Genomic DNA, 20,933 nt, shown 5'->3' on the forward strand with positions numbered 1-20,933 from the left:
GTCAGAACGCCCGCCGGGCAAGGCCGACTGCGTCACACATCACATCTATGACAGCTGCATTAACGTCTTCTCCGCGCCGGGTGAAGAGCCGCACCTGCTCCACTGCCTGGTACAGCAGCATTTCCAATCCGGGCACCACGCGGCCGCCGCCGCCCTGCCAAACCGACGCGATAAGGCTGGGCCAAGGATCGTAGGCGACGTCCAGCAGCACACCTGGTGTCGTGGTTTTGAGCGCGGCAATTTCCGCGGCGAGTCCGTCTGCCGCGCGCGGCGGCAGTGTTGAAACGACGACGTCGGCTTCCGCCGTTGGGCGGGCGGCCCCGGCGAGGGGGCGGACCTCCAGGGCCATCCCGAGGCTGTCGGCAGCCGCGCGGACGTCTGCCGTGCGGGACGCATCGCGGACAAAGACCTGCACCGTTTCGGTGCCCAGTTCCTTGAGTGCGGCGACGGCCGAGGCCGCCGTGCCGCCCCCGCCCAGGATGACGGCCGAGGGTGCGGCAGCAGAACCGGCATGGCAGAGAGCGTTGACGATGCCCGTCACGTCAGTGTTGGAGCCCACCGTCCTGAGGCCGGCGGCGGTCTCCTCGAACGTCACGGTATTCACGACGCCCAGGGTCCGTGCAACTCCCCGCACCTCGTCCACCTCGTCCAGCATCGCCGTCTTCAGCGGCATGGTCACCGACAATCCCCGCCAACCCGGCTGGTGCCGGATCTGGCGCATGAAGGACGGCAGCAGTTCCTCAGTGACGTCGATGGCCGTGTAACTGATGCCTGCACCCAGCCGCTCATAGGCCGCGAGGTGCAGCGCCGGGGATTTTGAGTGGCTGATCGGGTGGCCCAGGACGGCAGCCCGCAGGCTCATGTGCAGCGGCCCGCGTTTGCCTGGCACCAGGCGTTGTACTGCTCCACGTAGGCGTTGTGTTCAGCAAGGGTCTTGGCGAACTTGGTTTCCTTGGTATCCAGGTTGATGGTGACCCAGTACAGGTAGTCGTTGGTCTTTGGCCTGGCTGCCGCGTCGATAGCTGTCCTGCCGGGAGACCCGATGGGGCCAGGGGGCAGCCCGGGGTTCGCGTAGGTGTTGTACGGGTTCGACTTGTCCTTGCGCTGCTCATCGGTGAAGTTGAAGCTCCGGGTTCCCAGTCCGTACGTGACGGCTGAGTCAACCTGCAGGAAGCCACCGGTCTGGTCATTGGGCTTCAGCCGGTTGTAGATGGCGCCGGCAACGTCGCCGTAGTCGGCCTGGCCTCCCTCGGCCTGGACAATGCTCGCCACGATCACGGCCTGGTACTGCTTTGCGGGGTCCGTGATGCCCTGTGAGACGAGTTCATCGGTGGTGGCCTTCACCAGCGCCTGCAGGATGTCCTTTGCCTGGGTACCCAGCGGGAAGCGGTACTCGCCCGGCGCCAGGTAGCCTTCCAGGTTCTTCGCGTTGGCGGGCAGGCCGAACTGCGCAGGCTGGTTGCTGAGCGCCTGCAACTGCTGCACGGAGATGCCGGATCCCTCGGAGATCGCCTGGAGGGATTCACTGATGCGGAGCCCTGCACTCAGGGCGAAGTAGATGACCTTGGACTTGTCTTTGCCGGCCAGGACGTTGACCGCATCCGCGTTCTTCATCTCGGTCTTGAAAATGTAGTCCCCCGGGGAAAGGGTTGCGCCGGACGCATGGAACGCCTGCATGAAGGTATCCGCGTTAGCCACGACGCGCTGGTTCTCCAGTTCCGACGCAACGGACCTGGTGCCCTCGCCGCTGGCGACGGTCACGCGGACCTCACCGGTTCCGGGGCCGGGGAAGTCCGATGGTTTGCCGCTGCCCAGGAGGGGCTTGAGGAACTGGGCGCCTACGGCAACGGCCGTCACGAACACGGCCAGCGTCAGGAACAGCGCCAACAGCCTGCGGCGGCGGCGGACCTTCTTCGAGGGACGTTTCACCACCTCACTGGATGCGGCGGGCAGGATCCCGGCAACCGGGTCAATATGCGCGGATTCGGGATGGGCCTCAGGGTGGTAGTCGGTTGCCTCATACGCAGAGTGGCCGAGAACGCTCTCCGGGTAGTCGGGGACGTCCGTTTCATCGTGGATGTGGGCCTCGTGGTGCGCATAGTGGACGTCGTCCGAATGGGACGTGACGTCGTCGGGGTGGTCGTGCCGGTAGTCATCCGTGTGGTGATGCCCTGCGGCGTCCTGGTGTGCCGCGTCGTCATGGATGGACGGGGGCGTTTGCGGTGCCGCCGGGACGTCACCGGCGCCGGGAAGCGGAGCAAAAGTGGATTCGGTGGCCGGAGAAGCGGCGGCCGGGGGTGCGGCGGGTTGCGGAGGGACCTCGCCCGTCTCGTAGGCCTGTTCGGGCACGGCGTTTTGGCCCCCGGTATTGAGGGTCTTCTCCCGGGCGCGCAGTTCCTTGCGGGTCAGCGGCCGCTGGGCCCCGGTGCCCAGCGGACCGGAGGTGTCATCAATGTTGGCAGGGCTCACTGTTGCCTTCCATTATCTGAAAATCGGGCCGTGTCTGCGGGGGCGGTGCGGACTGGTTCGTCCACCCCACCGGCCCCCAGGTCCACGGACGGGGATGGCGCTGTCACGCGTGAGCCGACATCCGCTCCCCTGGCTTTCTGCATGTCGATGGCGTGCTGAAGAATACCCGCCGCCGCGACCTGATCAACTACTTTACGGTGCTCCCTGCTGCTCATGCCAGCTTCGTGCAGGTTCCGGTGGGCCGTGACGCTGCTGAGGCGCTCGTCCACAAGGTTGACGACAACGGCGAGGCCGCGGCTGGAAAATTCAGCAGCCAGCAGCAGCGCATAGTCCGTGGCCATCCTGGCTGAGGCATGTTCCTCACCCTTCATGGTCCTGGGCAGGCCAACGATAACCTGCACAGCCTCCAGTTCCTCCGCCAGCTTCGCGATGACGCGGATGTCCGAGTTCTTCTTCGCGTTCCGGTCGAGGGTTTTGTAGGGCGTAGCAAGGATCGAGTCCCGGTCGCAGATGGCGACCCCGACCCGGACGGTGCCGACGTCCACCCCCAGTTTCACGCCCTGGGGGTAGCCGCCGGCAGCAACAGGATTGGTCATCGGAGGGTTAGCGCCTTGAGATGGCGTCGACGACGGCAGCCAGGGCAGCACCGACCTTACCGGCGTCCGTACCGCCGCCCTGGGCAACGTCATCCTTGCCGCCACCGCCACCACCCAGCACGCCGGCAGCGACTCTGACCAGGGCGCCGGCCTTGACACCGACTTCCCTGGCTGCCTCGTTGGTGGCAACCAGGATCAGGGGGCGGTCGTTGGCGACGCCGGCGACGGCTACCGCGGCAGCTTCTGAACCGAGGCGGTTGCGCAGGTCCAACGCGAGGCCGCGGAGGTCGTCAGCGCCGCTGACGGAGCCGGCGTCGTGGGCCACCACCCGGACACCGGCAGCATCCTGCGCGGTGTTGACGAGATTCGCGGCGGCTGCGGCCAGCTGCTCCTTGCGGAGCCGGTCCAGTTCCTTCTCGGTTGCCTTCAGTTTGGCCAAAGTGGCGGAAATCCGGTCCGCGAGCTGGCCGGAGGGGACCTTCAGCAGGTCGGTCAATTCGGTAACCAGTGCGCGTTCGGCGGCGAGGTGGCGGAACGCCTCCATGCCCACGAAAGCCTCCACACGGCGGTTCCCCGAACCCACCGACTGCTCACCCAGGAGGGAAAGGCTGCCAATCAGCGAGGTGTTGGCAACGTGGGTGCCGCCGCACAGCTCGCGCGACCACGCGCCGTCGATCTCCACAACCCGGACTTCACTGCCGTAGTTCTCGCCGAAAAGCGCCATGGCGCCCAGTGCCTTGGCTTCGGCCAGGCCCATGATCTTCGTCTCCACCGCGTAGTTGTTGCGGATGGCAAGGTTGGAGACTTCTTCGATCTCGGACCGGGTGGCGGTGCTCAGCCCTTCGCCCCACGCAAAGTCGAAGCGCAGGTACCCGGCCTTGTTGAAGGAGCCGCGCTGGGTGGCTTCGGGCCCAAGGATCTGGTGCAGGGCGGCGTGCACGATGTGCGTGCCCGTGTGCGCCTGCTCTGCGGCGTGGCGGCGTTCGCGGTCGACGGCGGCGCGCACCAGCGAATCAGCACCGATTTCGCCTTCCCGGACAATCGCCTTGTGCACGCTGAGGCCCTTTACCGGCCGCTGGACGTCCAGGACCTCGACGACGAACCCGTCGCCGGTGATCAGGCCGGTGTCGGCGGCCTGGCCGCCGGCTTCGGCGTAGAACGGCGTTTCGGCCAGCACGAGTTCGATCTCGTCCCCGGTGAGGGCCTGCTGGACCTGGCGGCCGGCGCTGAGCAGGCCGCGGACCCGCGACTCACCCTCCAGCTCGGAGTAGCCCGTGAAGACCGTCTCACCCTGGGCCAGGAGGTCCTGGAAGACGCTGACGTCGGCGTGGCCGCCCTTCTTGCCCTTGGCATCGGCCTGGGCGCGCTGGCGCTGTTCCTGCATCAGGCTGCGGAACGCGGCCTCGTCCACCTTGAGCCCGGCCTCTTCGGCCATTTCGAGCGTGAGGTCGATGGGGAAGCCGTAGGTGTCGTGCAGGGCGAAGGCATCGGCACCGGACAGGGGCTGGTTGGCGGCCTTCGATTCCTTGACGGCGTCTTCAAGCCGGGCGGTGCCGGAGGCGATGGTGCGCAGGAATGCCTTTTCTTCCGCGTAGGCGATGCGGCTGATCCGGTCGAAGTCGGTTTCCACGATGGGATACACACCCTTCATCGCGTCACGGGAAGCCGGCAGCAGCTGGGGCAGGCAGGCTTCTTCAACGCCGAGCAGGCGCATGGAACGGACGGCGCGGCGGATGAGGCGGCGCAGGACGTAGCCGCGGCCTTCATTGGAGGGGGTCACTCCGTCGGAGATCAGCATCAGCGCCGAGCGGATGTGGTCGGCCACCACGCGCATGCGGACGTCGTCCGTGTGGTGGGGATCGTCCGGGGTTTCGGCGGAGGTGTATTCCTTGCCGGACAGTTCCGCGGCCTTGTCGATGACGGGGCGGACCTGGTCGGTCTCGTACATGTTCTCGACGCCCTGCAGGATCATGGCGAGGCGTTCCATGCCCAGGCCGGTGTCGATGTTCTTCTTGGGCAGCTCGCCCACGATGTCGAAGTCGACTTTCGACCGGACGTTCTCGATCTGGTACTGCATGAACACCAGGTTCCAGATCTCGATGTAGCGGGTCTCGTCCGCGAGGGGACCGCCCTCGACGCCGTAGGCCGGACCGCGGTCGTAGTAGATCTCCGAGCAGGGACCGGCGGGGCCGGGCTGGCCGGTGGACCAGTAGTTGTCCGACTTGCCCATCCGCTGGATGCGTTCGGCGGGGACGCCGGTGTTTTTCAGCCACAGCTCTTCGGCTTCGTCGTCCTCTTCGTAGACGGTGACCCAGAGCCGCTCGGGCGCAAGGCCGTAGCCGCCGTCGTCAACGCTCTTGGTGAGCAGTTCCCAGGCGAACATAATGGCGTCTTCCTTGAAGTAGTCGCCGAAGGAAAAGTTGCCGCACATCTGGAAGAAGGTGCCGTGGCGGGCGGTCTTGCCCACTTCCTCGATGTCGCCGGTGCGGATGCACTTCTGCACGCTGGTGGCGCGGGAGTAGGGCGGTTCCTCGCGGGCGGTGAGGTAGGGAATGAACGGGACCATGCCGGCCACCGTGAACAGCAGCGAGGGGTCGCTGGAGACCAGCGATGCGGAGGGAACCGCGGTGTGGCCCTTGCTGACAAAAAAGTCCACCCAGCGCTTTGTGATCTCCTGCGACTTCATGAGCTGTTTTCTTACCCTTCTTGGTCCGCACCGCAGGGCGGCACGGATATTTCGTTCAGGTGGCGGGTTCCCGGATCGGGTTCCTGCCGGTTGTTGACTGGCTGCCGGCGCTATATGCCCTTCCGGGCTAGCGGCGAACAACTTCCGCGGACTCGATGCCCAGGGCGGTCCTCAAGTCGGTTTCGCGTTCATGCATCCCTGCACGCACGGCGTCGGCGAAGTCGTAAACGCCGTCGGCCAACCGGCCCACTGCACGGTTCAGGCCTTCCGGCCCGAGGCTGGACTGCGCCTGGCTGACTTTACGGAAGGCGATGACGCCAATGGCCACGCCGATTCCCATCCACACAATTCTTTTCATGGTCTTCTTTTCGAATCTAGCGGCTGCGGCGGCCTGCAGCGGGCTTCCGGCGGTTGGCGAAGGCGCTGCGCACGCCGTAGCTGAACGCGGCAACCTTGATCAACGGGGAACCCACGGTGGCGGCGACCAGCGACGACAGGGCGGAGATGTTGGCGGACGCGTCCGAGACGTTGGATGAGATCCCGTCCACCTTCTTCAACTGCTGGTTGGTGGTGGAAACAGTTGCGGTGACCTCATCCATCAGTGGCGTGGCGCCGTCGCTGAGGGAGCGGATGGTAGTCCGCATCTCGTCAAAGACCTTCCCCAGCTTCAGGATGGGGACCGCAAGCAGCAGGACCAGGAGCGCGAACACCCCGGCAGCGATCAGGCCGGCAATATCGCCACCAGACATAGACGTTCATCTCCTTGAAATTCCGTGGTGGGGCCCCATCCGCGGCATGCACGGAAGGCCCGTTGCGCAGATGTCCCCCAAGTACCTTACATACAAAGAAGCCCGCGGCGCTTGCCACGGGCTTCTTTGGATACGCTGCTGGGATTTAGCGTGCGTAGAATTCGACGACGAGCTGCTCTTCGCAGGTCACGGGAATTTCGGAGCGCTTGGGGCGGCGGACCAGGCGTGCCTGCAGGGCCTCCAGCTTGACGTCCAGGTAGGCCGGAACGGCAGGCAGGACGTCGCGGTGGGCACCGGCTGCGGCAACCTGGAGCGGAACCATGGTTTCGCTGCGGCTGTGGACGTGGACCAGCTGGCCCTCGCCGACGCGGAACGACGGACGGTCAACGCGGACGCCGTCAACCATGATGTGGCGGTGCACAACCAGCTGGCGGGCCTGGGCGATGGTGCGGGCGAAGCCGGCACGCAGGACCAGGGCGTCGAGGCGCATTTCGAGCAGTTCGATGAGGTTTTCACCGGTCAGGCCCTTGGTGCGGCGGGCCTCTTCGAAGGCACGGGTCATCTGTGCTTCGCGGATGCCGTACTGGGCGCGCAGGCGCTGCTTTTCACGCAGGCGAACGGCGTAGTCGGAGTCCTGTTTCTTGCGGGCACGGCCATGCTCACCGGGGCCGTACGGGCGGCGCTCCATGTACTTGGCGGCCTTGGGGGTCAGAGCAATGCCGAGGGACCGCGAGAGGCGGGCCTGACGGCGAGCACGAGTGTTGTTAGCCACTTGTGTCCTTCCAATATCTGCGGTGTGTCAGTGTTACTGGCCTCCACGATGGAGAGCATCGGCCAACCGCTGCCTTTTGCTACTGGGCGCAGGGCATAACCTGTCCAACGTAAATTGGGGAGATTGTGCGTCCGTGCCTTGCCAGACAAAGAGTCAGCTTACCACGCGATTACTTGCCCCGGACAATCCTCCGCAGCCGCTCCAGCCGCTGGGCAATGTCCCGTTCCGCACCGTTGCCGGTGGGCTGGTAGTAGTCCCGGCCCACCAGGTCATCCGGCGGGTACTGCTGGGTAGCCACGGCGTGCGGTGCGTCGTGGGCATACTTGTAGCCCACGCCATGGCCCAGCTGTTTGGAGCCGGGATAGTGCGCGTCACGCAGGTGCGCGGGAATCCCCACGCCCAGGCCGGCGCGCACATCGGCGATCGCTTTGTTGATGCCCATGTAGGCGGCATTGGACTTTGGTGCGGTGGCCAGGTGGACCACGGCCTCGGCCAGGATGATCCGGCCCTCGGGCATGCCAATAAGCTGCACGGCCTGGGCCGCTGCGACGGCCGTCTGGAGGGCGGTGGGGTCGGCCATGCCCACATCCTCCGCTGCGGAGATGACAATCCTGCGGGCAACAAACCGCGGGTCCTCCCCCGCCTCGAGCATCCGGGCGAGGTAATGCAGGGCCGCATCCACGTCCGAGCCCCTGATGGATTTGATGAAGGCGCTGGCCACGTCGTAGTGCTGGTCACCGGCGCGGTCATAACGGACGGCAGCCGCGTCCAGGGCGCGCTCGGTGTGCCGCAACTCCACAACGACGGGCTCCAGGGCGACAGGCGCTTCGGCGGCCGGCCCACCAGGTGCGCCTTCCTCCGCCACGGAACGTTCGACGTCGTCCGCGTCACCGAAAGCGACACCCGCCGCGGCTTCCAGTGCCGTGAGCGCCCTGCGGGCGTCCCCGCCCGAGAGCCGGACCAGGTGCTCCAGCGCCTCGTCGCTGAGCCGGACCTTGCCGCCCAGCCCCCGCGGATCCTCCACGGCCCGCACCAGCAGGCCCTCGATGTCCGCGTCGGTCAGGGGTTTGAGCGTGAGGAGCAGCGAGCGGGAGAGCAGCGGCGAGACCACCGAGAAGGAAGGGTTCTCGGTGGTGGCAGCCACGAGGACCACCCAGCGGTTTTCGACACCGGGCAGCAGGGCGTCCTGCTGGGCTTTGTTAAAGCGGTGGATCTCGTCCAGGAACAGCACCGTGGTGGTCTTGTACAGGTCCCGCGCGGTGAGGGCGTCGTCCATGACGCGGCGGACATCCTTGACGCCCGCAGTGATGGCGGACAGTTCCACGAACTTGCGGCCGGGACCGCGGGCAATGACGTGCGCGAGCGTGGTCTTGCCGGTACCCGGCGGACCCCAAAGGATCAGGGAACTGGGTCCGGCCGGACCGGCTGCGTCGGCGCCTGCCCCGGCTGCCAGTTGGCGCAGCGGCGAGCCCTGGCCGAGCAGGTGCTGCTGGCCCACCACCTCATCGAGGGTGCGGGGCCGCATCCTTACGGCGAGGGGGCTGCGGGGCGAGCCCTGGCCGCGCGCGCTGTTGCCCCGGGAACCGTTGCCTGCCCCGGCGACGGGACCCTCGTCGTCGTCATGTTCTGGCCCGTTGCCGAAGAGATCATCCACATAGATAGGCTACTTCCAGTCAACCGCTGCTTTCTCCGCCCCAAGGATGCCCCATGCCTTCCCCTGCTTCTGCCGGCGGACCGCCCTCCGTCCGGACCGCCTTCGTCTCAGGCGCCCGGCTGGCGGGCTGGGCTGAACGGTTCGGCGCCTCGCACGGCGGATACCGGCTGCAGGATGACGACGACGGCCTCCGCCTTGTGGCGGCCGATGGCACCGTGGCCCTCCTCCAGGCACCGTGGCCGGCAGATGGGCGGCCGGGTCGCGGCGCCGGCCCGCTGGAGCGGCTGGCCGCCCTTGCCTCCCAGCCCCGCCGGCTGGGACTGCTGCTGGTCCGGCGGGGCGGCTACGGCGTCGGGGTGGCAAGCGAAGGTACGCTGCTCGCGTCAAAAGCGGGAACCCGGTACGTCCAGTCGCGCACGGCCGCCGGCGGCCAGTCCCAGCAGCGCTTTGCCCGCCGGCGCTCCAACCAGGCTGATGCCCTGGTGGTTGCCGTGGCGGAACAGGCAGGGCTGGTCTTCGCCGGGCATGCCTTCGAATATCTCGTGCCGGGCGGCGACAGGACACTGGCGGACCTGGTCCTCGCCGAACCAGTTCTCCGGGACTATGCGCAGCTCCCCCGCCTCGCATACCTCGACGTGCCGGAACCCAGGGCCGCCGTGGTGAAGAAGGCCGCAGCCGACGCCTGCGCGGTGCGGATCACCGTAGCGGATCTGCCCGGGTAAAGTGCTTCGGCCATGACGGTTCAGCAGCCGGTGGGCGCCCGGCGGGGCCGTTCCTGCCGGTACAGGTAGCGGCCGGCTTCCTTGAACCCGGCCTTGGCGTACAACTCCTGCGCGCCGTGGTTCGCCGCAGTCACCAGCAGCCAGAAGCCCGCCACGCCCCGGCTGTTGCCGGCCTGCAGCAGCGAGTCGAGGACCGCTGCGGCGAACCCGCGGCGACGCGCTTCCGGCAGGGTGGCCATGCAGTACAGGCCACCCAAGTGGCTGCCGCTGGGAAGCGCAAGGCGCCCGACGGCGGCCGGCCGGCCCCCGTCGTCCCGCACCAGGGCATAAACGGAGGGGCAGCCTTCAAGGATTTTTTGGGCGACGGCCATGGCGTCCTCCCCGCCGCGGCCGTCCACCTGCCACCAGACCCGCAGCCAGTCCTTCGATGGCTTCGGTGAGAGTTCAACAGCCGGAGTGCCCGGCTCGGCTGCAGGAGCGGGGACGTGCAGGGCGCTGCGGGTCATGACCATGGTCTCGGACTGGCGGGTGAAGCCCTCCGCATCAAGAAGTCCGTGCAGCGCGGCCGCATCCGGGCCCTCAAACAATTGGAAGATGACCGGAAGCCGGCGGCTGCGGTACCAGGACCGAGCCCGGCGGAGCAGCGCGGGAAGCTCTTCGCCCAGGTGCTGCGCGGCGTCCCGCGGCCAGATGGAGTTGGCCCGCTGCGTAACACCTTCCGCCGCCCGGAGGATCCAGCCGCCGGCAGCGTCCTGTTCCAGGGCGGGCCAGGCGGCGTCCATGGCGGATTCGAGGGCGGTAGTTTCAATATTCGGGGGTGGGGGCTGCATATCGCCTACGGCCACGAGGTTGTTCCTTCCTTAACAGCAGGAGGCTCCCCGGCGGACCGGGGAACCTCCTGCTGCGTTGCGGCCCCAGGCCGCGGGTACTACTGCTGGTCTTCGGGCTTCTTCTTCTCTTCCGGCTTTTTGGCCTCCGGCTTGAAGTCCACGCCTGCTTCCTTGCGCTGCTGCGGCGTAATGGGGGCCGGGGCCTCGGTGAGCGGGTCATGGCCGCCGCCGGACTTGGGGAAGGCGATGACGTCGCGGATCGACTCCACCCCGGCCAGCAGCGAGACAACACGGTCCCAGCCGAACGCGATGCCGCCGTGCGGAGGCGCACCGTACTTGAAACCTTCGAGCAGGAAGCCGAACTTGGTCTGCGCGTCCTCCTTGTCCAGGCCCATCAGCTCAAAGACCCGCTCCTGCACTTCACGCTGGTGGATACGGATGGAGCCACCGCCGATTTCGTTGCCGTTGCAGACGATGTCGTAGGCGTAGGACAGTGCCGACTCCGGGTCCTTGTCGAAGGTATCCAGGAATTCCGGCTTGGGCGAGGTGAACGCGTGGTGGACAGCCGTCCACTGCCCTCCCCCGACAGCCACATCACCAGAGGCGACTGCGGCGGCGGCGGGCTCGAACATCGGGGCGTCCACTACCCAGCAGAACGCCCAGTCGGTGGGGTCGATCAGGCCGGTGCGGTGGCCGATCTCCACGCGGGCAGCACCCAGGAGGGCCCGCGACGGGGTCTTCTCGCCTGCGGCGAAGAAGATGCAGTCGCCCGGTTTGGCGCCAACCGCATCGGCCAGGCCGGCGCGCTCGGTGTCCGTGAGGTTCTTGGCCACAGGACCGGTGAGTTCGCCGTCCTCCTTGTACAGCACGTAGGCCAGGCCCTTGGCGCCGCGCTGCTTGGCCCATTCCTGCCAGGCGTCCAGGGTGCGGCGCGGCTGCGAGGCGCCGCCGGGCATCACCACGGCGCCGACGTACGGCGCCTTGAACACCCCAAAGCTGGTGTCCTTGAAGAACTCAGTCAACTCGGTGAGCTCCTGGCCGAACCGAAGGTCCGGCTTGTCCGAGCCGAACCGTGCCATGGCATCGGCGTAGGTAATCCGCTGGATGGGCGTGGGGATGTCGACGCCGATGAGCTGCCATACGGCCTTGACGATGTTTTCGCCCATCCGGATGATGTCGTCCTGGTCCACGAAGCTGGCCTCGATGTCCAGCTGGGTGAATTCCGGCTGCCGGTCCGCGCGGAAGTCTTCGTCACGGTAGCAGCGGGCAATCTGGTAGTACTTCTCGAAGCCGCCCACCTGCAGCAGCTGCTTGAAAAGCTGCGGTGACTGCGGAAGGGCGTACCAGGAACCCGGGGCCAGGCGTGCCGGAACCAGGAAGTCGCGGGCGCCTTCCGGCGTCGAGCGCGTCAGCGTGGGCGTCTCGATCTCAACGTAGCCCTCTTGGTGGAGCAGCTCGCGCGCCACCCGGTTGGCCTCTGACCGCAGGCGCAGGTTGCGGCTGGGGCCGGGGCGGCGCAGGTCCAGGTAGCGGTGCTTCAGGCGGGCTTCCTCGCCGACCTCCACATGCTCGTCAATCTGGAACGGCAGCGGGTCCGAGGTGTTCAGGATGGTGACGTCCTCGGCGATGACCTCGATTTCACCCGTGGCCAGCGCAGGGTTCTCGTTGCCCTCCGGTCGCCGGGACACCGTGCCCTTGATTTGCAGGACGTACTCGTTGCGCAGCCCGTGGAACACTTCTTCCTCACGGACAACCACCTGCGCCACGCCTGAAGCGTCGCGCAGGTCCACGAATGCCACACCACCGTGATCACGACGGCGGGCCACCCAGCCGGCCAGGGTTACGGTCTGTCCAATGTGCTCGGAGCGAAGGGATCCGAGGTCATGTGTGCGCAGCACAGCACGCCTTTCTGCGGGAAAACAGGGGGAAGTTCAATATGATCGTTGCGGGAACGATCCCGTCCGAGTTTACCCGCTGGAAAGGGACTGCCGCCGCATGAGCGAACCACAGCAGCTGCAGCGCCGGCTGGGGACCTTTGATGCCACCGCCATTGGACTCGGTTCCATGCTGGGCGCAGGCGTGTTCGTGGTGTTCGCCCCTGCCGCCGCCCTGGCAGGGAACCTGCTGGTCCTGGCCGTGGTGGTCGCCGGCGTCGTGGCGTACTGCAACGCGGTGGCTTCCGCAGCCCTCGCCGCAAAGTATCCCACCAGTGGCGGAACGTACATCTATGGCCGCAAGCAACTGGGCGAATGGCCCGGCTTCCTGGCCGGCTGGGGTTTTGTCACGGGCAAGACCGCCTCCTGCGCCGCCATGGCGTTGACGTTCGGCAGTTACGTGGCCCCGGCTATTGCTGTTCCGGTGGCCATCGCCGCCGTCGTGGTGCTGACCGGCGTCAACCTGCTGGGCATCACCAGGACCGCCCTGCTGACCCGGATCCTGCTGTGCATGGTCCTGGCAACACTGGTCTTCGTTGCCGTCGCAGCAGTGCTGGGGCCGCACCCTGCGACGGAAACGGCAGGGGCTCCGTCCGCAGGTGAGGCCGGCGTGCTGCCCGCCGCCGGACTGATGTTCTTCGCCTTCGCCGGCTACGCCAGGATCGCCACCCTGGGCGAAGAGGTGCGGAACCCGGCCCGGGCCATACCGCGGGCCATCCTCGCGGCCCTGGCGGCCGCGTTTGCCATTTACCTGGTGCTGGCGCTGCTCCTGCAGGCCCACCTCGGTGACCGGCTTGCCGCCACCCGGACACCCCTGCTGGACGCGGTGTTGGAATCAGGCCTTGCCGCGGGTGCGCCGCTGGTGCAGGCCGGAGCGGCGGCCGCATGCCTGGGCGCCCTTCTCGCACTTATCACGGGGGTGGGCAGGACAACGCTGGCCATGGCGAGGGAACGGGATCTTCCCGGACCATTGGCGAAGGTGGGCGGCAGCCACACCGTTCCGTTCGTCGCGGAACTGGCCGTGGCCGCCGTCGTCATCCTGCTCCTGCTGACCACTGACGTGATGACCGTGGTGGGCTTCTCAAGCTTCGGTGTACTGGTCTACTACGCGATAGCGAACGCCTCCGCCTTCACGCTCGCGGCACACCCCGGGTACGCTCCACGCTGGCTCAACGCTGTCGGGTTCCTGGGGTGCGTCGTACTCGCCTTCACGCTGCCGGCAGCGTCCCTCCTGACCATGGCGGTGGTCCTGGCGGCAGGGGTGGCCGGACGGTGGCTGGTGCTTCGCTTCCGGCAGCACCAGCCCCAGGCGTAGGTACCAGCCCCCGCCTTAGGTTCCCGGGCTACACCGAAGCCGGTGCAGTCGCGGTCGTTTCAACCTGCACGGTCAGGTCCTCCAGCGGCGGCATCCAGGTTTCGGGAGCGGCCAGCACCTGCTCGCCGGTGCGGATGTCCTTGACCTGGTGGGTGCCGTCCTCGTCGGTGAACCAGACGAAGGGGATCCCCCGCTTGTCCGCGAACTTGATCTGCTTGCCGAACTTGTCCGCCTTCGCCGCAACCTCGGTGGGGATCCCCCGGCTGCGCAGCAGGGCGGCAACGTCCTGGGCCGCTCCCCAGCTGTCATCCTGGTTCAGGGCCACCAGGACGGCGGTGGGAACCGAACGGGAAGCCTTGGCCAGGTCCTGGCTCAGGATCCGGGACACCAGGCGGGTGACACCGATGGAGAGGCCGACGCCCGGGAACTTGCGGTTTCCCTTCGATGCCAAGGCGTCGTAACGGCCGCCGGAGCAGATCGAGCCCAGCTGCTCGTGGCCCACCAGCACCGTTTCCACCACCGTGCCCGTGTAGTAGTCCAGGCCGCGGGCAATGCTGAGATCCGCCAGGACCTTGCCCGGGGCGCGCTGGACGGCGGCATCGATGACCTGCTCCAGTTCGTCCAGGCCTTCATCCAGCAGTTCGTTGCTGACGCCCAAGGCCCGGACCTGGGCCACGAAGGAGGTGTCCTCGGTGCGAATGGCCGCCAGCTGCAAGGCCTTGGCCGCCTGTTCGTCGGACGCTCCGAGTTCGCTCTTCAACAGTTCGGCCACCTTGGCGGGGCCCACCTTTTCGAGCTTGTCGATGCTGCGCAGCACGCCTGCGGTGTCTTCCAGTCCAATGCCGCGGTAGAACCCTTCAGCCAGCTTGCGGTTATTGATGCGCAGGCGGAAGTCGGGGATGGGCAGGGCGCTGAGTGCCTCGGCGATGACCAGCGCGATCTCGACGTCATAGCGGAACGGAAGCTCGCCGTCGCCCACCACGTCAATGTCCGCCTGGGTGAACTCGCGGGCCCGTCCTTCCTGGGGCCGTTCCCCGCGCCACACCTTCTGAATCTGGTAACGGCGGAACGGGAAAGACAAATAGCCCGCGTTCTCCACGACATACCGGGCGAACGGAACCGTCAGGTCAAAGTGCAGGGCAAGTGCGTGCGGGTCGGCCTTTCCGCCTTTGACGGGGTTCTCGCTCTCATCCTCCTGCAGCCGGCTCAGGCCGTACACTTCCTTGTCGATCTCCCCCTTGCGGAGCAGTTGGCCCACCGTCTCCACCGCTCGGGTCTCGATCGAGCCAAAACCGTGGAGCTCAAAAACCCGGCGCAGGGTATCGAGCACATGCAACTCCACCAGCCGTTCCTCGGGAAGCCACTCGGGGAATCCGGACAGGGAGGCGGTGCGTGCCATGGGGAAGGTTCTCCTTAGGAATGGAAGGGGCGCCGGAACTGCCGGCCCGCGCCCGTTAAGACGGCATGCGGCGGCAGCACAGCCAGCCATGCATAAACTATGTGCGGCAGCCAGTTTATGCGGCATCCCTGTGCATCTCTAATGCAGCGGACCCGCGAAGCCTGGCCCCTGACACCTGCGCCCCGCGGCCAACCGCCGGGCACCAGCAGCCCGACGACGAGGAGGACCCTTGGCGGCCAGTTCACGCAGTGCACGCGAAGCAAAACGGCGCATCCAGCAAATGGAGGCCAAGCGTGAGCTCCGGCGCGGCCAGGAGAAGCGGCGGAAGCGCGACAACCTCGTGGCCGCCGGTGCCGGGGCCGCCGCCGTGGTGCTCGCCGTCGTCCTCCAACTCACCGCGTTCGCCGGCAATCCCACGGAAGCCGAATACGCTGCTGCGCAGGCGGGATTGACGGAGCCCTCCGCTTCCCCAAGCTCCTCCCCCACACCCTCCGCGCCGGCAACGAATGGACCGAACATCCCAGCTGCGGATACGGCGGCCGGCAAGACGTTCTCCGGCCAGCTGCTGCTGAACGGCAACCCGCTGGGCGTGGAAGTGGACGGGACCAAGGCCCCGCAGGCTGCCGCCGTGTTCAAGTCCCTCAGCGACGAAGGCTATTTCAACGGCAAGACGTGCCACCGGCTGACCACCGCAGACAAGTTCGGCGTCCTGCAGTGCGGCTCCCCCAAGGGAGACGGGCAGGGCGACCCGAACTACACGTGGGGTCCGCTCGAGAACACCCCGGCTAACAACACCTACCCTGCCGGCACCATCGCCGTTGCCCGCACAGGCAACAACGCGTACGGCAACGGGACACAGTTCTTTATTGTCTACAAGGACACGGTCATTCCGGCGGATGCCGCCGGGGGCTACACCGTTGTAGGAAAGGTCACCTCCGGGCTCGACGTCGTCTCCACCATCGCGGCCGCAGGAATCACACCGGGAGCCAGCGACACGGACGGCGCGCCAAAACAACCAGTCACGATAGACTCGTTTTCTCTGAAGTAGGAAGCCGGGCCGGACTGGCCACGGTGAGTACGTGAGTATTTCCCTCCAAGCGAAAGACTTTTAGCGGTGACAGACAGTCAAAAATCCGACGAAACAGCAACAGACCTGACCGAAACGGCGGCCCCCGCCGCCGGCGAAGGTACCGGTCCTGATGCGAATGCCGAGCAGTCATCTGCCGCGCCCGAGGCTCCCGCAGCGCCCTCGGCGGCTGCGCCGGCCCCCGGGCCCCGGCCGTCTGCACCGTCTCCTGCCGCTTTCGCCTCCCGGCCCAAGCCGGCCGCGGCCGCACCCGCCGCCGCACCGTCTCCTGCCGCACCCAGCACCTCCGTCGCCGAGGCGTCCAAATGGGGCCGGGTGGAGGGCGACGGCCACGTCTACCTGAAGATCGACGACGGCGAGCACCCCGTGGGCCAGTACCCCGGCGTCAGCGACGACGAAGCCCTGCTGTACTTTGCGCGGAAGTACGACGACGTCGTGGCTCAGATCGTTCTGCTGGAACAGCGGGTCACCTCCAAGGCCCCCAGCACCGACATGCAGAAGACGGTGACGCACCTGCATGAGCAGCTTGCCGAGCGGAACATGGTGGGCGACCTCCGGGCTGCGGAAGCGCGCCTGGATAAGCTGTCCGGCCAGATCGCGGAGCTGGAAAAGGCCGAGAAAGCAGAGCACGACGCCGTGCGGGCCGCCGAGCTCGCAACGCGTGAAGCCATTGTTGCCGAGGCGGAGCAGATTTCCGGCCAGGATCCCGCCCAGACACAGTGGAAGACCTCCAGCGCCCGCATGAACGAGCTTTTCGAAAACTGGAAAGCCGCCCAGAAGAGCGGCGTCCGGCTGGGCCGCAGCAACGAAGACGCCCTCTGGAAGCGGTTCCGTGCTGCCCGCACCGTTTTCGACCGCCACCGCAGGGCATATTTCTCCCAGCTGGACAGCAACAACTCTGCGGCCAAGGCTGCCAAGGAGAAGCTGATTGCCGAAGCTGAAGCCCTGTCCACCTCGACGGACTGGGGCTACGCCGCCGGGGAATACCGCCGGCTGATGGACCAGTGGAAGGCATCGCCGCGTGCCAGCCGCAAGGACGATGACGCGCTGTGGGCACGCTTCCGCGCCGCACAGGACGTCTTCTTCACGTCGCGCCAGGCCGCCAATGACGAGATCGACCAGGAATACGCCGCAAACCTTACCGTGAAGGAAGAACTGCTGGCCGAGGCCAACACCATCCTGCCGGTTAAGGACCTCGCCGCGGCCAAGAAGGCCCTGCAGTCCATCCGTGACCGCTGGGAAGAGGCCGGCAAGGTGCCGCGGGCGGACATGGGCCGGATCGAGGCCGGACTGCGGAAGGTGGAGGACGCCGTCCGCCACGCCGAGGAAGAGCAGTGGCAGCGGTCCAACCCTGAGCGCAAGGCACGCACCAACAGCGCGTTGTCCCAGCTGGAGTCCGCCATTGCCGGGCTCCAGGAAGACCTCGCCAAGGCAGAGAAGAGCGGCGACCAGCGCAAGATCAAGGCTGCCCAGGAAGCCCTTGAGGCGCGCCAGGCCTGGCTCGACCAGATCCAGCGCTCCGCCAGCGAGCTGTCCTGAACAACCCGTTGAGCTGACGGGCGCAGGCCCCGTTCCGGTTATCCACATAAACCGGGCGGGGCCTGTGCCGCTTAAGGGCGTCCCGGGCAGGATGGGGCTATGGCCACTCCTCCAACTCCATCCGCCGCCGGGGCAGGCAGGGCAGCCGGCCCGCCAGTTTCCCGTGCGGCTTGCCGCGAAAACCCGGCGGAAGCCGGCGCAGCGCCCCGCTTTCCCGAGCTTTATGCTCCCGGCGGCCCCTTCGCCGGTCCGGAACTGCAGTCCCTCGCAGCGGACGGCCTGCTGGCCCGTTTCCATCAGCACGGCTATACGCTTCCCGGAATCCCTGCGTCCCCTCAACTGCGTGCAAGGGCAGCGGCAGGGGCTGTACCGGCGGCAATACGGCAGCGCGTTGTTGCCGGGCGGATGACGGCGGCCTGGATCTACGGCTGTGCGGCTGAGCCTGACCGCCTGGCCCTGCTGGTGGATGCCAAGCGGAGGGTGTCCAGCCTGCGGAGCACGCGCGGCTGCACGTTACATGAAGTGAAGCTTGGGCCGTTCGATGTGATCAGCCTGGGCGGGCTCATGGTATCCAGCCCCCTGCGGACCGCGCTTGATATCGCCCTGCATGTGGAATCGGAGCGCGCCGTACCTGCCCTCGCCGGCCTGCTCGCAAGGCCGCAGCAGGACGTGAAGCTGCGCCTCCTGGTCCGGGCCATCGAGGCAACACCCCGGGTGCCGCATAAGCGGGCGGCGCTGGAAAAGCTTGCCCTGCTAGCTCCGGCGTTTGTTGCCGGTGGTGCGGTAGACGTCGAAGACCCCGTCGATCCGGCGGACGGCGCTCAGGACGTGGCTGAGGTACTTGGGGTCGCCCATCTCGAAAGCGAACTTTGAGATCGCCACGCGGTCCGTGGAGGTGTGGACGCTGGCGGCGAGGATGTTGACGTGGTTGTCCGACAGGACCCTGGTCACGTCGGAGAGCAGGGACTTGCGGTCCAGCGCCTCAACCTGGATTTCCACCAGGAAGACGCTCGACTGGGTTGGCGCCCAGTCCACGTCCACGATCCGGTCCGGTTGGTCCTTCAGGTCCGAGATGTTCGTGCAGTCAGTCCGGTGTACGGAGACACCGGAGCCCCGGGTCACGAAGCCCAGGATCGGATCCGGCGGAACGGGCGTGCAGCAGCGCGCGAGCTTGACCCAGACGTCGCCTACGCCGCGGACCACTACACCGGAGTCGGAGAAGCGGGCCTTGGTGACCTGGGTGGGGATGCTGACCTCTTCGACGTCATCATCGGCACTCTCATTGCCGCCCAGGCTTTCAATGAGCTTCTCCATGACCGACTGCGCGGACGTGTGTCCGTCGCCCACGCCGGCGTAAAGTCCGGAGATGTCGGCGTACTTGAACTCCTCCGCCACGGCGGCCAGGGCCTCGTGCGTCATCAGCCGCTGCAGCGGGAGGTTCTGCTTCCGCATGGCACGGGTCAGCAGTTCCTTGCCACGGTCGATCGCTTCTTCGCGGCGTTCCTTGCTGAACCACTGCCGGATCTTGTTGCGTGCCCGGGCGCTCTTGACGAAGTGCTGCCAGTCCTGGCTGGGCCCCGCTCCCTCGGCCTTGGAGGTGAAGATTTCCACCCAGTCGCCGTGGTTCAGTTCGCTGTTGAGCGGGACCAGCTTGCCGTTGACCCTGGCGCCGATGGTGCGGTGGCCCACCTCCGTGTGGACTGCGTAGGCAAAGTCCACGGGTGTCGATCCCGCCGGCAGTGCCATGACTTCGCCCTTGGGGGTGAAGACGAACACTTCGCGGGCGTTGATTTCAAACCGGAGCGAGTCCAGGAACTCCCCCGGATCCGATGTCTCCTGCTGCCAGTCCACCAGGGACCGCAGCCACCCCATGTCGCCGTCGCGGGGACTTCCGGGACCCACGGCGGTGCGGTTGGGCTGGTCCTTGTACTTCCAGTGGGCAGCCACGCCGTATTCGGCCCGGCGGTGCATCTCATGCGTGCGGATCTGGATCTCCACCGGCTTGCCGCCCGGACCGATGACGGTGGTGTGCAGCGACTGGTACATGTTGAACTTCGGCATCGCGATGTAGTCCTTGAACCTGCCGGGCAGGGGGTTCCAGCGCGAATGCATGATACCCAGGGCGGCGTAGCAGTCCCGGACGGAGTCCACCAGGACGCGGACACCCATGAGGTCGTTGATGTCGTCGAAGTCCTTGTCGCGGACAATCATCTTTTGGTAGATGGAATAGTAATGCTTGGGCCGGCCGGTGATGGTGGCCTTGATCCGGGCTCCGCGCAGGTCCTCCGTGATCTGGTCGCGGATGACGCCCAGGCTCTTTTCCCGCTCGGGGGTCCTGTCCCCCACCATCCGGACGATCTCCTCGTACACCTTGGGATACAGCGCCGCGAAGGACAGGTCCTCAAGCTCCCACTTGATGGTGTTCATACCCAGGCGGTGGGCCAGCGGTGCGAAGATCTCCAGGGTTTCCCGGGCTTTGCGGGCAGAGGATTCGGCCGAAACGAAGCGCCAGGTGCGGGCGTTATGCAGCCGGTCCGCCAGCTTGATCATCAGGACACGGATGTCCTTGGCCATGGCCACGACCATTTTTCGGACCGTCTCGGACTGGGCAGCCTCGCCGAAGCTGACTTTGTCCAGTTTGGTCACGCCGTCCACCAGCATTGCTACTTCCGGCCCGAAGTCCCGCTTCAGGTCGGCAAGCGTGTACGGAGTGTCTTCCACCGTGTCATGCAGCAGCGCTGCAGCCAGCGTCGTGCCGCTGAGTCCCAGTTCAGCGAGGATGGTTGCCACGGCCACGGGGTGGGTGATGTACGGATCCCCGCTCTTGCGCTTCTGCCCGCGGTGGCTGCGCTCGGCTACGTCAAAGGCGCGCTGGATGAGGTCGAAGTCCTCTTTGGGATTGTTGGCGCGGACGGTGCGGAGCAACGGTTCAAGGATGGGAGAGTACGTGGCTGTGCCGCGGCCGGTCAGGCGGGCAAGGCGCGAGCGGGTGCGTTCACGGCGGCCGGGGAACGTGGCGCGTGATCCTGAATTGTCAACAGGAACCAGGGAACCAGGGCGCGCGGGCGTTGCCGCACCGGCTTGTACACCGGCAGGATTCTTATCTTCCTGTGCCGTTGGCGCCGACGCCGAACGTTCTTCCAATGAAGCACCCCTCACCACCGATTTAATTACCCCAGTC

17 protein-coding genes are annotated in these 20,933 nt (G+C 66.7%); 5 read left to right on the plus strand and 12 right to left on the minus strand.

What is annotated here, in order from left to right; translation table 11 throughout:
• Nucleotide 1: 1 nt before the first annotated feature.
• From LFT49_RS11165 to LFT49_RS11200, 8 genes are all read right to left on the minus strand, one after another.
• The gene (locus LFT49_RS11165; protein ID WP_237430510.1) at nt 2-862 is read right to left on the minus strand and encodes a shikimate dehydrogenase; all 861 of its coding nucleotides are present in this window, start codon (nt 860-862) and stop codon (nt 2-4) included.
• Entirely contained in the window at nt 859-2,469 is a 1,611-nt protein-coding gene (gene mltG / locus LFT49_RS11170) for an endolytic transglycosylase MltG (RefSeq protein WP_237428226.1), read from the minus strand. The genes LFT49_RS11165 and mltG overlap by 4 nt, the downstream gene beginning before the upstream one ends.
• Nucleotides 2,466-3,065, minus strand: a complete 600-nt coding sequence (ruvX, locus tag LFT49_RS11175; RefSeq protein WP_237428227.1) for a Holliday junction resolvase RuvX — start codon at nt 3,063-3,065, stop codon at nt 2,466-2,468. The genes mltG and ruvX overlap by 4 nt, the downstream gene beginning before the upstream one ends.
• A gap of 7 nt (nt 3,066-3,072) precedes the next feature.
• Nucleotides 3,073-5,751 carry an alanine--tRNA ligase gene (alaS, locus tag LFT49_RS11180; protein ID WP_237428228.1) on the minus strand — a complete coding sequence of 893 codons (2,679 nt, stop codon included), beginning with the start codon at nt 5,749-5,751 and terminating at the stop codon, nt 3,073-3,075.
• Between the two features lie 127 nt (nt 5,752-5,878).
• On the minus strand, nt 5,879-6,109 hold the full coding sequence (locus tag LFT49_RS11185) for a DUF6167 family protein (protein ID WP_236798468.1): 231 nt from the start codon (nt 6,107-6,109) through the stop codon (nt 5,879-5,881).
• Nucleotides 6,110-6,125: 16 nt separating this feature from the next.
• Nucleotides 6,126-6,500 (minus strand): DUF948 domain-containing protein, encoded by a 375-nt coding sequence (locus LFT49_RS11190; RefSeq protein WP_142133738.1) that lies wholly within the window; start codon nt 6,498-6,500, stop codon nt 6,126-6,128.
• A 145-nt stretch (nt 6,501-6,645) separates the two neighbouring features.
• The gene (gene rpsD / locus LFT49_RS11195; RefSeq protein WP_009357431.1) at nt 6,646-7,272 is read right to left on the minus strand and encodes a 30S ribosomal protein S4; all 627 of its coding nucleotides are present in this window, start codon (nt 7,270-7,272) and stop codon (nt 6,646-6,648) included.
• A 169-nt stretch (nt 7,273-7,441) separates the two neighbouring features.
• Complete coding sequence (locus tag LFT49_RS11200) at nt 7,442-8,926, minus strand: replication-associated recombination protein A (protein ID WP_236798469.1); 1,485 nt, start codon at nt 8,924-8,926, stop codon at nt 7,442-7,444.
• 53 nt (nt 8,927-8,979) lie between these two features.
• Here LFT49_RS11200 and LFT49_RS11205 point away from each other — a divergent pair, with 53 nt between their 5' ends.
• Nucleotides 8,980-9,648: an acVLRF1 family peptidyl-tRNA hydrolase gene (locus tag LFT49_RS11205; protein WP_237428229.1), complete on the plus strand. Its 669-nt coding sequence runs from the start codon at nt 8,980-8,982 to the stop codon at nt 9,646-9,648.
• 20 nt (nt 9,649-9,668) lie between these two features.
• Here LFT49_RS11205 and LFT49_RS11210 read toward each other — a convergent pair whose 3' ends face one another.
• Nucleotides 9,669-10,478 (minus strand): GNAT family N-acetyltransferase, encoded by an 810-nt coding sequence (locus tag LFT49_RS11210; protein WP_237430511.1) that lies wholly within the window; start codon nt 10,476-10,478, stop codon nt 9,669-9,671.
• Nucleotides 10,479-10,576: 98 nt separating this feature from the next.
• Nucleotides 10,577-12,376: an aspartate--tRNA ligase gene (aspS, locus tag LFT49_RS11215; RefSeq protein WP_236819585.1), complete on the minus strand. Its 1,800-nt coding sequence runs from the start codon at nt 12,374-12,376 to the stop codon at nt 10,577-10,579.
• A 97-nt stretch (nt 12,377-12,473) separates the two neighbouring features.
• Here aspS and LFT49_RS11220 point away from each other — a divergent pair, with 97 nt between their 5' ends.
• Nucleotides 12,474-13,727 carry an APC family permease gene (locus LFT49_RS11220; RefSeq protein WP_237428230.1) on the plus strand — a complete coding sequence of 418 codons (1,254 nt, stop codon included), beginning with the start codon at nt 12,474-12,476 and terminating at the stop codon, nt 13,725-13,727.
• Between the two features lie 28 nt (nt 13,728-13,755).
• On the opposite strand, the gene hisS is transcribed toward LFT49_RS11220, so the two are convergent.
• Nucleotides 13,756-15,126 carry a histidine--tRNA ligase gene (gene hisS / locus LFT49_RS11225; protein WP_236798473.1) on the minus strand — a complete coding sequence of 457 codons (1,371 nt, stop codon included), beginning with the start codon at nt 15,124-15,126 and terminating at the stop codon, nt 13,756-13,758.
• Nucleotides 15,127-15,355: 229 nt separating this feature from the next.
• On the opposite strand from hisS, the gene LFT49_RS11230 reads away from it, so the two are divergent.
• From LFT49_RS11230 to LFT49_RS11240, 3 genes are all read left to right on the plus strand, one after another.
• Nucleotides 15,356-16,174, plus strand: a complete 819-nt coding sequence (locus tag LFT49_RS11230; RefSeq protein WP_237428231.1) for a peptidylprolyl isomerase — start codon at nt 15,356-15,358, stop codon at nt 16,172-16,174.
• 66 nt (nt 16,175-16,240) lie between these two features.
• Nucleotides 16,241-17,752, plus strand: a complete 1,512-nt coding sequence (locus tag LFT49_RS11235; RefSeq protein WP_237428232.1) for a DUF349 domain-containing protein — start codon at nt 16,241-16,243, stop codon at nt 17,750-17,752.
• Nucleotides 17,753-17,851: 99 nt separating this feature from the next.
• Nucleotides 17,852-18,625 carry a type IV toxin-antitoxin system AbiEi family antitoxin gene (locus tag LFT49_RS11240; protein ID WP_237428233.1) on the plus strand — a complete coding sequence of 258 codons (774 nt, stop codon included), beginning with the start codon at nt 17,852-17,854 and terminating at the stop codon, nt 18,623-18,625.
• Here LFT49_RS11240 and LFT49_RS11245 read toward each other — a convergent pair.
• The gene (locus LFT49_RS11245; RefSeq protein ID WP_237428234.1) at nt 18,506-20,896 is read right to left on the minus strand and encodes a RelA/SpoT family protein; all 2,391 of its coding nucleotides are present in this window, start codon (nt 20,894-20,896) and stop codon (nt 18,506-18,508) included. The two genes, LFT49_RS11240 and LFT49_RS11245, sit on opposite strands and share 120 nt — an antisense overlap.
• Nucleotides 20,897-20,933 lie beyond the last annotated feature (37 nt).

The sequence above is a fragment of the Arthrobacter sp. FW306-06-A genome (genome assembly GCF_021870055.1).
Classification (GTDB): Bacteria; Actinomycetota; Actinomycetes; order Actinomycetales; family Micrococcaceae; genus Arthrobacter.

Bases quoted from the DNA above. Each gene is read 5' to 3' on its own strand.
- alaS (WP_237428228.1), bottom strand. From the start codon at position 5,751: ATGAAGTCGCAGGAGATCACAAAGCGCTGGGTGGACTTTTTTGTCAGC.
- LFT49_RS11205 (WP_237428229.1), top strand. From the start codon at position 8,980: ATGCCTTCCCCTGCTTCTGCCGGCGGACCGCCCTCCGTCCGGACCGCC.
- LFT49_RS11185 (WP_236798468.1), bottom strand. From the start codon at position 6,109: ATGAAAAGAATTGTGTGGATGGGAATCGGCGTGGCCATTGGCGTCATC.
- LFT49_RS11220 (WP_237428230.1), top strand. From the start codon at position 12,474: ATGAGCGAACCACAGCAGCTGCAGCGCCGGCTGGGGACCTTTGATGCC.
- hisS (WP_236798473.1), bottom strand. From the start codon at position 15,126: ATGGCACGCACCGCCTCCCTGTCCGGATTCCCCGAGTGGCTTCCCGAG.
- ruvX (WP_237428227.1), bottom strand. From the start codon at position 3,065: ATGACCAATCCTGTTGCTGCCGGCGGCTACCCCCAGGGCGTGAAACTG.
- LFT49_RS11240 (WP_237428233.1), top strand. From the start codon at position 17,852: ATGGCCACTCCTCCAACTCCATCCGCCGCCGGGGCAGGCAGGGCAGCC.
- LFT49_RS11190 (WP_142133738.1), bottom strand. From the start codon at position 6,500: ATGTCTGGTGGCGATATTGCCGGCCTGATCGCTGCCGGGGTGTTCGCG.
- LFT49_RS11165 (WP_237430510.1), bottom strand. From the start codon at position 862: ATGAGCCTGCGGGCTGCCGTCCTGGGCCACCCGATCAGCCACTCAAAA.
- LFT49_RS11210 (WP_237430511.1), bottom strand. From the start codon at position 10,478: ATGCAGCCCCCACCCCCGAATATTGAAACTACCGCCCTCGAATCCGCC.